The organism is Acinetobacter sp. ANC_7634 (genome assembly GCF_056779875.1).
In genome coordinates, this window is the sequence record NZ_JBWYIT010000001.1 from 164651 (window position 1) to 177490 (window position 12840).

The 12840-nt window shown below is 37.2% G+C and carries 15 protein-coding genes and 1 tRNA gene; 8 read left to right on the forward strand and 8 right to left on the reverse strand.

Annotation, left to right across the window (positions count from 1 at the left end; all coding sequences use genetic code 11):
• The first annotated feature begins 77 nt into the window (after positions 1-77).
• The 6 genes from rpsB (at position 78) to AC1M9A_RS00790 (ending at position 4504) form a co-directional block, all read left to right on the forward strand.
• On the forward strand, positions 78-830 hold the full coding sequence (rpsB, locus tag AC1M9A_RS00765; protein WP_035265684.1) for a 30S ribosomal protein S2: 753 nt from the start codon (positions 78-80) through the stop codon (positions 828-830).
• Positions 831-970: 140 nt separating this feature from the next.
• Positions 971-1846, forward strand: a complete 876-nt coding sequence (gene tsf, locus AC1M9A_RS00770; RefSeq protein WP_035265686.1) for a translation elongation factor Ts — start codon at positions 971-973, stop codon at positions 1844-1846.
• Between the two features lie 113 nt (positions 1847-1959).
• Entirely contained in the window at positions 1960-2472 is a 513-nt protein-coding gene (locus AC1M9A_RS00775) for a DUF3465 domain-containing protein (RefSeq protein WP_481609418.1), read from the forward strand.
• 104 nt (positions 2473-2576) lie between these two features.
• Complete coding sequence (locus AC1M9A_RS00780) at positions 2577-3392, forward strand: AraC family transcriptional regulator (RefSeq protein WP_481593122.1); 816 nt, start codon at positions 2577-2579, stop codon at positions 3390-3392.
• Between the two features lie 93 nt (positions 3393-3485).
• Positions 3486-4184, forward strand: a complete 699-nt coding sequence (locus AC1M9A_RS00785; protein WP_481595583.1) for an AzlC family ABC transporter permease — start codon at positions 3486-3488, stop codon at positions 4182-4184.
• A gap of 2 nt (positions 4185-4186) precedes the next feature.
• Positions 4187-4504 carry an AzlD domain-containing protein gene (locus tag AC1M9A_RS00790; RefSeq protein ID WP_092766028.1) on the forward strand — a complete coding sequence of 106 codons (318 nt, stop codon included), beginning with the start codon at positions 4187-4189 and terminating at the stop codon, positions 4502-4504.
• Between the two features lie 49 nt (positions 4505-4553).
• Here AC1M9A_RS00790 and AC1M9A_RS00795 read toward each other — a convergent pair whose 3' ends face one another.
• From AC1M9A_RS00795 to AC1M9A_RS00825, 7 genes are all read right to left on the reverse strand, one after another.
• Complete coding sequence (locus tag AC1M9A_RS00795; RefSeq protein ID WP_481609419.1) at positions 4554-4997, reverse strand: Mpo1 family 2-hydroxy fatty acid dioxygenase; 444 nt, start codon at positions 4995-4997, stop codon at positions 4554-4556.
• Between the two features lie 172 nt (positions 4998-5169).
• Positions 5170-5781 (reverse strand): septal ring lytic transglycosylase RlpA family protein, encoded by a 612-nt coding sequence (locus tag AC1M9A_RS00800; RefSeq protein WP_035265690.1) that lies wholly within the window; start codon positions 5779-5781, stop codon positions 5170-5172.
• A gap of 283 nt (positions 5782-6064) precedes the next feature.
• Entirely contained in the window at positions 6065-7006 is a 942-nt protein-coding gene (gene mltB, locus AC1M9A_RS00805) for a lytic murein transglycosylase B (RefSeq protein WP_416224309.1), read from the reverse strand.
• A gap of 309 nt (positions 7007-7315) precedes the next feature.
• Entirely contained in the window at positions 7316-7969 is a 654-nt protein-coding gene (locus tag AC1M9A_RS00810) for a hypothetical protein (protein ID WP_481609420.1), read from the reverse strand.
• A 25-nt stretch (positions 7970-7994) separates the two neighbouring features.
• Positions 7995-8813 carry an NADPH-dependent 7-cyano-7-deazaguanine reductase QueF gene (gene queF / locus AC1M9A_RS00815; protein WP_481609421.1) on the reverse strand — a complete coding sequence of 273 codons (819 nt, stop codon included), beginning with the start codon at positions 8811-8813 and terminating at the stop codon, positions 7995-7997.
• Positions 8813-9586 carry an ABC transporter permease gene (locus AC1M9A_RS00820; protein ID WP_092766033.1) on the reverse strand — a complete coding sequence of 258 codons (774 nt, stop codon included), beginning with the start codon at positions 9584-9586 and terminating at the stop codon, positions 8813-8815. The genes queF and AC1M9A_RS00820 overlap by 1 nt, the downstream gene beginning before the upstream one ends.
• Positions 9583-10518 (reverse strand): ABC transporter ATP-binding protein, encoded by a 936-nt coding sequence (locus AC1M9A_RS00825; protein WP_481595579.1) that lies wholly within the window; start codon positions 10516-10518, stop codon positions 9583-9585. Before AC1M9A_RS00825 ends, AC1M9A_RS00820 begins: the two co-directional genes overlap by 4 nt.
• A 187-nt stretch (positions 10519-10705) precedes the next feature.
• Between AC1M9A_RS00825 and AC1M9A_RS00830 the strand changes: the two genes are divergently transcribed.
• Both AC1M9A_RS00830 and AC1M9A_RS00835 read left to right on the forward strand, forming a co-directional pair.
• A tRNA-Arg gene (locus tag AC1M9A_RS00830) sits at positions 10706-10781 on the forward strand.
• Positions 10782-11057: 276 nt separating this feature from the next.
• On the forward strand, positions 11058-12059 hold the full coding sequence (locus AC1M9A_RS00835) for a TIGR04086 family membrane protein (protein ID WP_481609422.1): 1002 nt from the start codon (positions 11058-11060) through the stop codon (positions 12057-12059).
• 330 nt (positions 12060-12389) lie between these two features.
• On the opposite strand, the gene AC1M9A_RS00840 is transcribed toward AC1M9A_RS00835, so the two are convergent.
• Positions 12390-12746 (reverse strand): hypothetical protein, encoded by a 357-nt coding sequence (locus AC1M9A_RS00840; RefSeq protein ID WP_481592887.1) that lies wholly within the window; start codon positions 12744-12746, stop codon positions 12390-12392.
• Between the last annotated feature and the right edge of the window lie 94 nt (positions 12747-12840).

Sequence of the window (12840 nt, forward strand, 5' to 3'; positions counted from 1 at the left end):
CACATTACTCTGGGTGCCCGTAAGGGTGGAGAATGCGGACATATGGAGGCCTAACCCAAACTTTTAAGGTAAAGAAAATGGCAGATTACAACGTAAGCATGCGCGACCTTCTTCAAGCTGGTGCGCACTTCGGTCACCAAACTCGCTTCTGGAACCCAAAAATGCGTCAATACATTTTTGGTGCGCGTAACAAAATTCACATCATCAACCTTGAGCACACTGTTCCTGCGTTAAATGATGCATTGAACTTTGTTAACAACCTAGCAAGCAAAAAGAACAAAGTATTGTTCGTTGGTACTAAACGTGCTGCTTCTAACATCATCCGTGAACAAGCTCAACGTGCTGGTCAACCATATGTAGATCACCGTTGGTTAGGTGGTATGTTGACGAACTGGAAAACTCTTCGTCAATCAATCAACCGTCTTAAAGATCTTCAAACTCAGTCTACTGACGGTACTTTCGCTAAGCTTACTAAACGTGAAGCTTTAGAGCGTACTCGTGAAATGGAAAAACTTGAACGTGCTCTTGGCGGTGTTAAGAACATGGGTGGTTTACCTGACGCATTGTTCATCATCGACGTTGACCACGAAGCGATTGCAATCAAAGAAGCTAAGAACCTTGGTATTCCAGTAATCGGTATCGTTGATACTAACTCTAACCCAGATAACGTTGATTTCGTTATTCCTGGTAACGATGATGCGATCCGCGCTGTAACTCTTTACGCTACTGCGATGGCTGATGCGATTATTGCTGGTAAAGAATACGCTCAAACTCAAGCTAATGCGCAAGCTAAAGGCGAAGAAGCTGCTAAAGAAGCTCCTGAGGCTTAATGCGATTTGATGCGGATTTGTCATTTTTGCGACACGTAATCGTGGCATCTTAAGCATCAATCAAGCAAAACGGCCCAGATGATTAATTTGGGCCGTTTTTGTTAACAGATACATATCTCGACCGAATTTAGGAGAATAACATGACTGCTATTACTGCAAGCATGGTTAAAGAGTTGCGTGATCGTACTGGTCTAGCAATGATGGAATGTAAAAAAGCGTTGACAGAAGCTGGTGGCGATATCGAGTTAGCGATCGACAACCTTCGTAAATCTGGTCAAGCAAAAGCTGCTAAAAAAGCAGGTAACATTGCTGCTGATGGCGCGATTACAATTGCTCAAGAAGGCAATAAAGCAATTCTTTTAGAAGTAAACTGTCAAACTGACTTCGTTGCTAAAGACGAAAACTTTGCTGGTTTCTCTGCAAAAGTTGCTGCTGCTGCGCTTGCTGCGAATGTAACTGATGCTGCTCAAATTGCTGAATTGAAACTTGAAGATGGTGCAACTGTAGAAGAAGCTCGTATTGCGCTTGTTCAAAAAATCGGTGAAAACATTCAAGTTCGTCGTGCTCAAATCGTTGAAGGTGAAAACCTTGCAGTTTACAAACACGGTTTAAAAATCGGTGTTGTAGTTTCATTTGCTGGTGATGCTGCTACTGGTAAAGGTATCGCAATGCACGTTGCTGCGTTCAACCCAGTTGCTGTAAATGCTGAAGGTGTTTCTGCTGAGTTAATCGCTAAAGAGAAAGAAATTGCTGAAGCAAAAGCAATTGAATCTGGTAAACCAGCGAATATCGTTGAAAAAATGGTAACTGGTTCAGTTGAAAAATACTTAAATGAAGTTGTTCTTGAGCGTCAAATGTACGTTATCGACAACGACAAGAAAGTTGCTGATGTTCTTAAGTCTACAGGTACAACTGTTGCTCAATTCGTACGTTTCGAAGTGGGTGAAGGTATTGAGAAAAAAGCTGAACTTTCTTTCGCTGAAGAAGTTGCTGCTGCTCAAGCTGCTGCAAAATAATTGAATCAATTATTTTGAAAAAGAAAAAGCCCTTTAAGGGCTTTTTCTTTTTTTTGATGAGTCTAAATGATATAAACTTTAGGATGAAATAAAAATATAACTTAGAGATCAATATGTCTCAGAAATCAAAAATGAGTATTGTTGCGTTAATTGCAGTGTTGGTCGCAGCATATTTCGGTGTCGATTTAAAACAGGATTTAAAACAGAGTAATGAGCACGCACTAAATCCTACAGATGCAAGTACTCAATATAATGATGCTAACCAACGAGAACTATCCTCTGCGGATAATGATGATGCCGCAAAAATAGCGACACTTTTTCAAAAAAAGATGAGTGATGTGCAAGTTAGGGCTTCTGGAGAAGTTATTGCAATATTAAATGATGATAATGAAGGATCTAGACATCAGAAATTTATTTTAAAACTTAATCATGGTCAGACAGTTTTGGTAGCTCATAATATAGACTTGGCACCACGTGTTGAGAATATTCAAAAAGGGGATATCGTCGAGTTCTATGGTGAATATGAATATACCGACAAGGGTGGTGTAATTCATTGGACTCACCATGATCCTCAAAAACGGCATATTGATGGTTGGTTAAAGCATCAGGGTCGAAGTTATCAATAATTTTTATAAAAATAAATATATGAGATGAGCAATTTCATTCTAGATTTAAAATGCAGGCGTGATAGTTTTTATGCAATTTTATAGGCGTAATATCCAGAAAAAAGATGCAAGAGTCTGCTAATTATCTTCATTTCAAAGAATTGGGCGGATTGGAATTATTAAAAGCTCAATTTCAACGTAAGCAATTTTCAAAACATGCTCATGAGGGCTATTGTATTGGTGTCATTGAAGATGGGGCACAAAGTTTTTACCGCTCTGGAAAGCTTCATATCGCACCTAAAGGCGATATTATTCTGGTGAATGCTGATGAAATACATACTGGTTCATCCGCTGTGGAAACTGGTTGGAAATATCGAGCAATTTACCCAACACCTGAAATGATATTAGATCTGAGTCGAGATTTTTTTACAACCAAGAATGCAGTCCCATGGTTCTCGGATGCAGTGATTCATGATTTGGGTTTGGCGAGGCAACTAGTATTTTTATTCGATTTATTTGAGCAGGGCGAGGATACTTTGCTTAAAGAAAGCCTCTATTTGACGACATTGGCCAGATTGATCTATTGCTATGGGCGGGCGAAATTGAGTCCAATCAACACACCAGAAATGAGAAAAAAAGTTGAACTAATAAAAGAACTTATGAGTAGTTTTCCTGAACATGACTATTCTCTACACGAGTTGTCTGCATATGTAGATACAAGCCCATGGCATTTATTACGTGAATTTAAAAAACATACGGGATTGCCTCCACATAGTTGGCTTGTTCAAAGAAGAATTCAAAAAGCTAAACAATTGCTTAAGCAGGGGGTGCGAATAACTGAGGTTGCACAACTCACTGGATTTTCTGATCAGAGTCATTTAAATCGACATTTTAAAAGTGCAATAGGTGTAACGCCTAGACAATATCTTTTGAACTATTAATTTTCCTTAAATTTGCGCCGCAATATTATTCAAGATCAATCATTACTCATCAGATGATAATAATCGATAAGTGAATCAGATTAAGATATATTGATGAAAAAGATGAGTGATACAAAAAAGAATTTTATACATGGTGTGCTGGGTATTATGCCGTTGGCAATTGCAGTCATGCCATGGGGGGTATTGGCTGGCTCTTTGGCGATACAGACTGGATTGAATGCGATACAAGCTTTTGCAATGTCATTGTTTATGTTTGCTGGTGCTGCACAATTAGTGAGCTTAGGATTGGTTTCGGGGCAGGCTTCGCTGATGACAATCTATCTGACGATATTTTTTCTGACGAGTCAGCATTTAATTTACGCGCTTAATTTTCGAAATGATGTTAGTAAATTTCCACTATTTAAACGTATTGTATTTGGCTTTCTGCTGACGGATGAATTATTTGCGGTTGGAGTAAAAAATAAATCACAACGATCATTCGCATATTTATTTGGAGCAGGACTTTGTTTTTATATTTTTTGGCTGATATTTAGTTTATTTGGGATTGTGCTTGCTCACTTCATTCCTAATTTATCAAATTTGCATCTTGATTTCTCAGTCGTTGCACTGCTTATATTAATTATAGTGCCAATGATAAAAAATCTTACAATACTTGTTGGTGTTGTGATTACCATAATTTTTTCTTTAATTTTAGAAGCTTACCAAGTAAATGCAGCATTAATTATTTCTGGTCTATGTGGAATGTTTGCCAGTGTGATAGTTGAAAAATGGCAAACAACAGAAGGGGATTAAAAATGAGCTGGATGCTTTTGCTGGGGTTGTCGATCATGATCTTTATTAATCGATATTTATTCTTGGAGCCAAGGGTAAATGTGCCACTTCCTAGAATTTTGAAAAAGATGTTGAAATATTCTGCGCCATGTTTGTTGACTGCAATATGTGTACCGATTGTCTTTTATGAAGCAGCAGAATTAAGGGTTATGTCGAGTAATCACTATTTATGGGCAGCAATATTTTGTGTACTGCTTGCGCTAATAAGTCAAAAAGTTATCAGTAATTTAGTTTTTACTTTACTGTTTTTCTATCTCATAAATTACTTAATTAGAGCATGAACATCGGGCTAAATTAAATTCTAATTTAACCCATGCTGTATTTGCTAATTTAAGCGCTGATTTGGCGTGATTTCCAATTGGGTAGTATCTTATCTAGGTAAGCATCCATACACCATAGAGGGCCAATCATAAGGAATTGGAGGTCTTTAAAGAAAGAAGGCTTTTTCCCTTCAATTTTGTGCCCATAAAATTGACCTATCCAAGCTAAAACGAACAGAGCAATATAGGATCCTTTCCCGAATGGAAGAATAATAATAAGCCAAGACATGACCAATAATAACGCTGCCATTGCAACCGAGAGTACAAGATCTAATCTTGCATAAAAAATGAGTGTTAACACCAGTAAAAGGGTAGTCAGTAATGCGCTGAAATGAGCGAGTATGCCAATGATCGAGAATAGAATCGTGGGTACGCAAATCCAGTGTAATGTTTTATTGGTTGGGTTTTGATGGCTATCACTATATTCATCTAACCATTCTGTAATTGTCTTCATCCTATTTCCTTCACTGATTATTTGAATTTTATTTATTCTATAAACGACAGTATGACATAAGATGATAAATCAAGATTCTTTTTTGTATATTGGTCACATCAAAAAAAATTAAAAATAATAAAGCCACTCAATGAGTGGCTTGTCGTTAAATGCTTCGCTGAATCATGAGAACCTAAGAATTTGGACCATCCACACGTTCGATGCTGACACGCGCAGTACCAGCATTGGTAATACCAAGAGATTTCGCAGCACCGTAAGATAAATCTACAACACGATTACCATGAAATGGGCCGCGATCATTTACTTTAACAACGACGCTTTTACCATTAGATTTATTCGTTACACGAATATAGCAATTAAGAGGTAGGCTACGATGCGCTGCAGTAAGTGCATTCATATCAAATGTTTCGCCACTTGCAGTTTTACGACCGTGAAATTGACGACCGTACCAAGAAGCAACACCAGTTTGGCTAAAACGACGAACAGTGTTTGAAGCAACATTATTAAGTTTGTCAATCACTGAAGGCTCTTCAACAGGTACTTGAATTTTCGCTGCGATTGTTTCACGACGAATTTTATCACCTGAACTTTCAGTAATTGCTAAACTGTTTAAATTCGAGAAGTGCGAATTGAAACTTGTAGAGTCTTTGCTAATCACGCGTGAAGCAAGACTTGATTGGTCAACATCATTATTCAGATAAGAGGATTGAACCAGCTCGGCATGAGTTTGAGACAAAGCCAAACTAATACCTAATATTGATAACATTTTCAGCGAAGCATGCATCGTTTAACTCCTTGGAACCCTAATTTAATTATCTAAGTTGCTGATAATTAAATTAAATGGTCTGTAAATTTACTTATGCAACTGCATTTAACGGTAGTGGATGATATTCATCCTGATACAAAAGTGTCTAGCTTTATTTTCACTTTAGTTACAAAAACGACAAATTATCACAAAAAATGGTTAATATTTAATCAATAATGTAACAAAATATTTAAAATGTGCAAATAGTGAACTTAATCACAAAAATAATCATTGACTTTTGTGAAAATAAGTAGATTTATCTTTATCTACTCGCGATTTCCGTCCCTAAAAGCCAAAGTGCAGTTGCGTACATTCGACTACGGTTATAGGTCGTAATGACTTGAAAATTAGGATATGTAAGGTAATAAGCAGGCCCATAATTTTCTTGTAGTTGAATCACATTGACCATGTCTAAGTCATCTATTTTAACAATAGGATTGAGTGGGCTAATGCCTTGAACTTTTAATGCACCATATGGAGTAGGTTGTGTTAAGTCTTTGGCTATGATGGCATCCGCATTATTTCCTTGGTAGCGTGCGGCAAAAGCAATCGGTTGATCTCGTTGCCAACCATGTTGAGCAAGATAATTTGCAATAGAACCAATTGCATCTACAGCAGAGTTTCTGAGATCGATATGACCATTACCGTCATAATCCACACCAAATTTCGGAATATTGCTTGGCATAAATTGAGGATAGCCCACAGCACCAGCATAAGAGCCAACGACTGAATTAGCTGGAATGCCGTCCTTATAAGACCATGCAATCAAAGCGCTTAATTCGTCTTGAAAGTATTGTGCACGTCGTTCATATCCAAACCCTAAAGTGGCTAGGGCATCACGTGTGATGAATGAGCCTTTATTTGCCCCAAAACCTGTCTCTACGCCGAGAATACCGAGAATGATGGACTGGGGAACACCGAACTGCTGTTCTGCTCGATTTAAAGTGTCTGCATATTGATTTTTAAAACGCACACCACGTTGAATTGTACTTTCTGCTAAAAAATTCTTTTTATATTCGTACCAAGGCTTGCTTTCTCCTGGGCGATTCATAATGTTGATAATATTTGGTAGGTTTTTTGATCCATTCATGGCCCAGTCAACTTGCTCAGCACTCAAACCATAGGTCTGCATCGTTTTTAGTTTAAAATTTTGATATTGAGGATGTTGAGCGAAGTCATTGGCTTGAACAAAACTTGTGATCATAAACGCACTGAGTGCTAAACCAATACGTTGTAATTTAACATTAAAATTTTCAAATAACATAACAGCAGAAGATCCAATTATTATCGGTGGTAGACGCAAAGGTATAAGTGTTGATAAGGATTAAAAGTTCAACATCATTTGATTAATCGCAATGTTTATTAAGATAACATTAGGTCGTGATGGATTCACAAAAACCTACATAAAAAGTGTAAAAATGGATGAATTATGTCTTTTATTTATTCAATATTGTTGAACCATCTTTAAAACATAAAAAAACCTAGCTTTAGCTAGGTTTTTGATTAATCTGATTTATTTCTGAATAAATAGCGTGTCATGATATTCAGCTGCAGCTAACAATTCTTCTTTAGTGAAGTTAGGAATGAGCTTATCGATCGCAATATGAACAGCTTTGATAACCGCTGAAGAAGCGATATCAGACGCCTTACGTTTAATCATACCCAAATCTAGGGTCTTATTAAAATCATTCATAAAGTGACGAACTGCAGCTTCACCGAATTGTTTGTATTGTTCAGACAGAACTGCACGATTGACATCATTGCCTGCACGTACTTCTGCAAAGCTATTTTTTAAGTTTGTTACTAAATCAGCGGGTAATGGAGCACCGACACGATAATTACCCTCTGGATCTTTGAATAAACTCTTTTCAGAGAATTCAATCGATTGTCTCACGACGTCATTTGGTGCTTTACCCAATAACTGTTTAAGTAGTACCGATACTGTTGATTTAATATAACCAGCAAGTTTTTCAGCTGTTTCTCGTTTGTCACTTGCAGGGAAACGACGTACAAGTTCAACTAAAATTGCATCGATAATTTCATCATTAATAGCGAGTGCAGTTTGATCACGCAAAGGGTAAAGTGGTTCGTTTGAATTTTTTTTCTCAATTCCAGTTTGAATATTCTTTAACAAAGATTCAGATGGAATAAAACCAAAATATGACATCGTATAACCTCAACTATTCTTCAATTTATTGTCGCGCCAATCGAATTGGGCTTGGCATCCATGCAAAGTCCGATACACGACAAGGGTTAATGTCTAAACCACCACGGCGTGTATAAGTCGCATATACCATCAACTTTTCAGGATTAAAGTTTTCCCAAATATCTGCGTAGATTTGTTCAACGCATTGTTCGTGAAAGCCATTATGCTGACGATAGGAGATAATATAAGCTAAAACTGAACGATAACAAGGTTTTTTGCCACGATATCTTAAAAAAACTGTGCCCCAATCAGGCTGACCTGTGACTGGGCAGTTACTTCTTAATAAATGCGAATATAATTGAATTTCAACGATTTCTTCGGAAGACGCTGCATCGAGTTTAAGTAAGCTCGCATCAGGGTGGTTTTCAAGACGTTCAGGCTCATAATGGTCGATGCATATTCCTTCAGGCTGAGCAATATTCAATTGATCAACATCGAATAATTCAAGTCTTACTTCTGCATTGGCTGCTTTAGAAAGATCACGCTCGACTGTCTCAATAAACTGATTTTGAGATTCAAATTGAGCAAAATTAAGACTATTGAAATATAGTTTTAGAGATTTTGACTCGATGAGATAAGGTGATGAAGCTGGAAGATGCATTCGACCAATCGCAACTTGAGGAATCCCTAACAGATTCAACCAAGAAATTTCAAAAATATGCCACCAATCTATTCCTTGTTGAATACCGTCTACATGTGCGTACTTCGCTCGTGCTTCTGCGCGAGCAATTGGAAATAGCACCTCAGGTTGATATTCAGTTGGATAGTTGGTGTCTTTGCCTAAAAGAGATTGTTCAACGCTCATTATTCACGCATTCCTGAACCACGGGAGAGTAAGTGATAAGCGACCGCATATAGCACGGCGCAACACGCTGTGATTACTAATAAAGAAATAGATACATTTACATCGCTATGGCCAAGAATTCCATAACGGAATGCATTGACCATATATACGACAGGGTTAATCAAAGATAGATTTTGCCAAAATGGACTTAATGCAGAAATTGCATAGAACACCCCACCTAAATAGGTCAACGGTGTTAAAACAAAAGTGGGAATAATCGAAATATCATCAAATGACTTTGCATAGACCGCATTAATAAATCCACCTAATGCAAACAGTAGTGACGTAATCAGGACGGTATAAATTGTGACGAACCAGTTGGTAATATATAAGTCAGTAAAAAATAAACTCATCGCAGTCACAATGATAGCAACCAATAAGCCTCGAGCAACACCACCAAGCACATAACCCCAAAGTACGGCATGTAATGGCACAGGACTCATGATCAGTTCTTCAATACTTTTTTGAAATTTAGAACTAAAAAAGCTTGATGAAACGTTGGCATAACTATTAGTAATGACAGCCATCATAATTAGACCAGGTACTATGAACTGCATGTAGGTAAAGCCACCCATTTCCCCAATTCTTGAACCGACTAGATTTCCAAAAATCACAAAATACAGTGACATGGTAATTGCTGGTGGTAACAATGTTTGTGGCCAAATGCGCATAAATCTACGAATTTCCTTATGGATAATCGTATATAAAGCTACAGCGAGTTGGTTAAAATTCATTGCGCAGCTCCATCAAGATTCTTTTCGACCATTTTGACGAATAACTCTTCTAAACGATTTGATTTATTACGCATACTTCGAACTTGAATGTTCTGTGATTCTAGAAGTTGGAAAAGATCATTCATGCTATGTGCTTTATCAAGCGTAATTTCTAAGGTCACTGGATCAACCAAATTAAATTTCACACCAATAATGTCAAGTTGTATCGGTTCTATAGGTTCAGCCAAATCAAAAATGAAAGATTCTTCATTTAATTGATTTAAGAAGTTCTTCATGGTGGTGTCTTCTTTAATGACGCCACGATCAATAATTGCAATTTTGCGACACAGTACTTCTGCTTCTTCTAAATAATGTGTTGTGAGAATGATAGATGTACCTTTCTGATTCATTTCTGTTAAGAAGTCCCACATCGAGCGACGTAGTTCAATATCAACACCAGCAGTCGGTTCATCGAGAATTAACAGTTTCGGATCATGCATCATTGCTCGGGCAATCATAAGGCGGCGTTTCATTCCCCCAGATAGCATACGTGCTTGAGTAGAACGTTTTTCCCATAAACCTAATTTGGTCAGATACTCCTCTGCACGAGTTTCAGCAACTTTTTTTGGAATGCCGTAATAACCTGCTTGTGTGACTAAAATATCGAAAGTCTTTTCAAATTGCGCAAAGTTAAACTCTTGAGGGACTACACCCAAGCATTGTTTAGCTTGAGAAGGATGTGTATCGAGGTTATGACCAAAAATCTGGACAGTTCCTGCAGTTTTTTTTGTAAGAGAGCTGATGATGCCAATAGTGGTTGATTTACCTGCACCATTAGGGCCTAGAAGTGCATAAAATTCACCTTCTGGAACATCTAAATTAATTCCTTTTAGTGCTTGAAAACCATTTCGATAGGTCTTCGACAAATCCCTTAAGGTCAATGCATCAGTCATGAATATCTCGAATGGTGAAAAGTTGAGATATTGTGAGTGATCTTGAAAAATAAACCAAGCTTTGTAATCAGAATTCTCTGTTTTGATGTTGAAACGCTGTATAAAGCATGAGCACTAAAAATTGGAAAGATATATAGTTGCTTTACCTTAGAGTTTTTTTTGTTATGATGTGCGCACTTCCTAAAATGCGCTCATAGCTCAACTGGATAGAGTACAGGTCTCCGAAGCCTGTGGCGTGGGTTCGAGTCCCGCTGAGCGCACCATTTCTTTTATGTTTTTCAAACAAAACATAGTCTGTCAATTAAAATATTTTTAGTAAATTTTTATCAAAATTTAATGATTAATCTGAATTGTTAATCTGAGTCGATTGAATCGTGAGATGCACCAATATTGACAAATGATAATATAATAATTCTCAAAATAAACATTAAAATGATAAATAAGTCACATAAAATTCACATGACCTATCTTAAGTTTGAATTGCGGCATTGGCGTATAAATCACATAAATTATGAATAATTCAAATAAGCGGCACAACAATGTACGAAGAAAAAGTTCTGATCCAAAATCGAATTTCGTGGGCGAGTATTTTCGCTGGCGTTATTGTTGTATTAGCTATTTCAATTTTATTCTCATTACTTGGTGTTGCATTAGGTTTTGCACTCCTAGATCCACAATCTACCACTGATATTACAAATGGCTCAGGGATAGCAGTAAGCTTATGGACAATTATTTCATTGTTAGTATCGTTGGCTACTGGTGGATTTGTTGAAGGTCAATTGGCTCAAGCTGATGGTGCAATCCATGGCTTTATTGTCTGGTCACTTTCATTGCTGTTAGGTATCTGGTTTGGTGCAATGACCATTAGCGGCGCGGCAAAAATTACTGGTAGTGCGATTAGTTCAGTCAGTGGTGCTGCAGGTAGTGTAGTAACAGGAATTGGTCAAGGTGGCGTTAATTTAACTCAGATCGGAGTTCAAGCTTTTGAGGAATTAGTTCCTTTACCAAAGCTTGAAAATAGTGATGAAAAGATGTCAGAAGCATTACGCAAAACTGGGATCGAGGAACTGCAACCCGAATTCTTAAAAGCGCAGGGTGAATGGGCAAAGGAGCAAATTAAGGTTGCTGCAAAAGAGTTGGTGATTCATCCAGATAACAGTGATGCTATTATTCAAAAGTTATCAGAACAATTAAAAAATCGTGCACAATCTGTGACTGCTTCTATTAATAAGAATGAAGTCAGTGCTGCTTTAGCTAAAAATTCATCTCTAACTCCGCAAGAAGCGAATCAAGCTGTCAATAATTTCCTTATACAGCAGGATAAATTCTTTAATGATTTAGAGGCGAATATTCAATCTGCTAAATTAAAATATGCTGAACTAAAAGATCAAGCACGTGAAAAAGCAGCTAATGCGACTAAAGCTGCTGCAAAAGCTGCTTTATGGTCATTCATTGGTTTATTGATTGGATTGATTGTGACGATTTTTGCTGGACGTTTCGGTGTAAATCATTCAAATAATCGTTCACGTTATTTGGCTTAATTCTGAGCTTAAATTTAGAAATAAAAGTTGACCCATTAGGGTCGACTTTTTTAATAAGGTTTTTGTCTGTATTCGCGAAACCTATTCTTATCTATAAATAAAAAAGTTCAATTGTATTTTTTTTATACAGTTGTTGAAAAGTGTTAAAGTCACTTCACATCACATATTGAAAGTATTAAATTAAAACTCACAGTAGGTTGTAAATAAATATTCAACGCTACTGACGAGTTGGACGGATCAATGACAGTTAGTTGAGTTCAGTTGAACAATAAATCTAACACTAGCCTTCCAACATAAAGCCCGCGTAAAGCGGGCTTTTTCATATCGGAATTATGCTTTAAACATGACTTCAACATCATATTTTCGAAATTCACTGAGCAGGTCTTGAATGATCGATCCACCCGTTTGTTCTGAAGCATTGAGCAGGACTTCTTTATTTTCAAGGCTATCAAAACATTCTATGTGATTGATTTGCCATTGATGTTCTTGATCAGCTTGCTCAATGATAATACGTCGAGGCTGCAATGAGCCATCTGCTTGACGCGGAATAACATTGGTAATGGCGAGCTGGATTTTCTCCACCTGGTCATGGGCATGCAAGAAGGTGAGAACCCAATTTCCGACTTTTTTAAGATACATAGGATTATCTAAAGGATCAAATTCTAGAATTTGGCTGAGTTTAGACATAAGGCACCTATTTATACCGTTGTTGTATGATCGTATTAATATATTTATGACAAAGATGTTCTACTTCGCCTTAGTCTAATAGCGGATGAGGTGG

Excerpts from the sequence above, each read along its gene's own strand:
- rpsB (WP_035265684.1), top strand. The coding sequence starts at position 78 with ATGGCAGATTACAACGTAAGCATGCGCGACCTTCTTCAAGCTGGTGCG.
- tsf (WP_035265686.1), top strand. The coding sequence starts at position 971 with ATGACTGCTATTACTGCAAGCATGGTTAAAGAGTTGCGTGATCGTACT.
- AC1M9A_RS00775 (WP_481609418.1), top strand. The coding sequence starts at position 1,960 with ATGTCTCAGAAATCAAAAATGAGTATTGTTGCGTTAATTGCAGTGTTG.
- AC1M9A_RS00780 (WP_481593122.1), top strand. The coding sequence starts at position 2,577 with ATGCAAGAGTCTGCTAATTATCTTCATTTCAAAGAATTGGGCGGATTG.
- AC1M9A_RS00785 (WP_481595583.1), top strand. The coding sequence starts at position 3,486 with ATGAAAAAGATGAGTGATACAAAAAAGAATTTTATACATGGTGTGCTG.
- AC1M9A_RS00790 (WP_092766028.1), top strand. The coding sequence starts at position 4,187 with ATGAGCTGGATGCTTTTGCTGGGGTTGTCGATCATGATCTTTATTAAT.
- AC1M9A_RS00795 (WP_481609419.1), bottom strand. The coding sequence starts at position 4,997 with ATGAAGACAATTACAGAATGGTTAGATGAATATAGTGATAGCCATCAA.
- AC1M9A_RS00800 (WP_035265690.1), bottom strand. The coding sequence starts at position 5,781 with ATGCATGCTTCGCTGAAAATGTTATCAATATTAGGTATTAGTTTGGCT.
- mltB (WP_416224309.1), bottom strand. The coding sequence starts at position 7,006 with ATGATCACAAGTTTTGTTCAAGCCAATGACTTCGCTCAACATCCTCAA.
- AC1M9A_RS00810 (WP_481609420.1), bottom strand. The coding sequence starts at position 7,969 with ATGTCATATTTTGGTTTTATTCCATCTGAATCTTTGTTAAAGAATATT.
- queF (WP_481609421.1), bottom strand. The coding sequence starts at position 8,813 with ATGAGCGTTGAACAATCTCTTTTAGGCAAAGACACCAACTATCCAACT.
- AC1M9A_RS00820 (WP_092766033.1), bottom strand. The coding sequence starts at position 9,586 with ATGAATTTTAACCAACTCGCTGTAGCTTTATATACGATTATCCATAAG.
- AC1M9A_RS00825 (WP_481595579.1), bottom strand. The coding sequence starts at position 10,518 with ATGACTGATGCATTGACCTTAAGGGATTTGTCGAAGACCTATCGAAAT.
- AC1M9A_RS00835 (WP_481609422.1), top strand. The coding sequence starts at position 11,058 with ATGTACGAAGAAAAAGTTCTGATCCAAAATCGAATTTCGTGGGCGAGT.
- AC1M9A_RS00840 (WP_481592887.1), bottom strand. The coding sequence starts at position 12,746 with ATGTCTAAACTCAGCCAAATTCTAGAATTTGATCCTTTAGATAATCCT.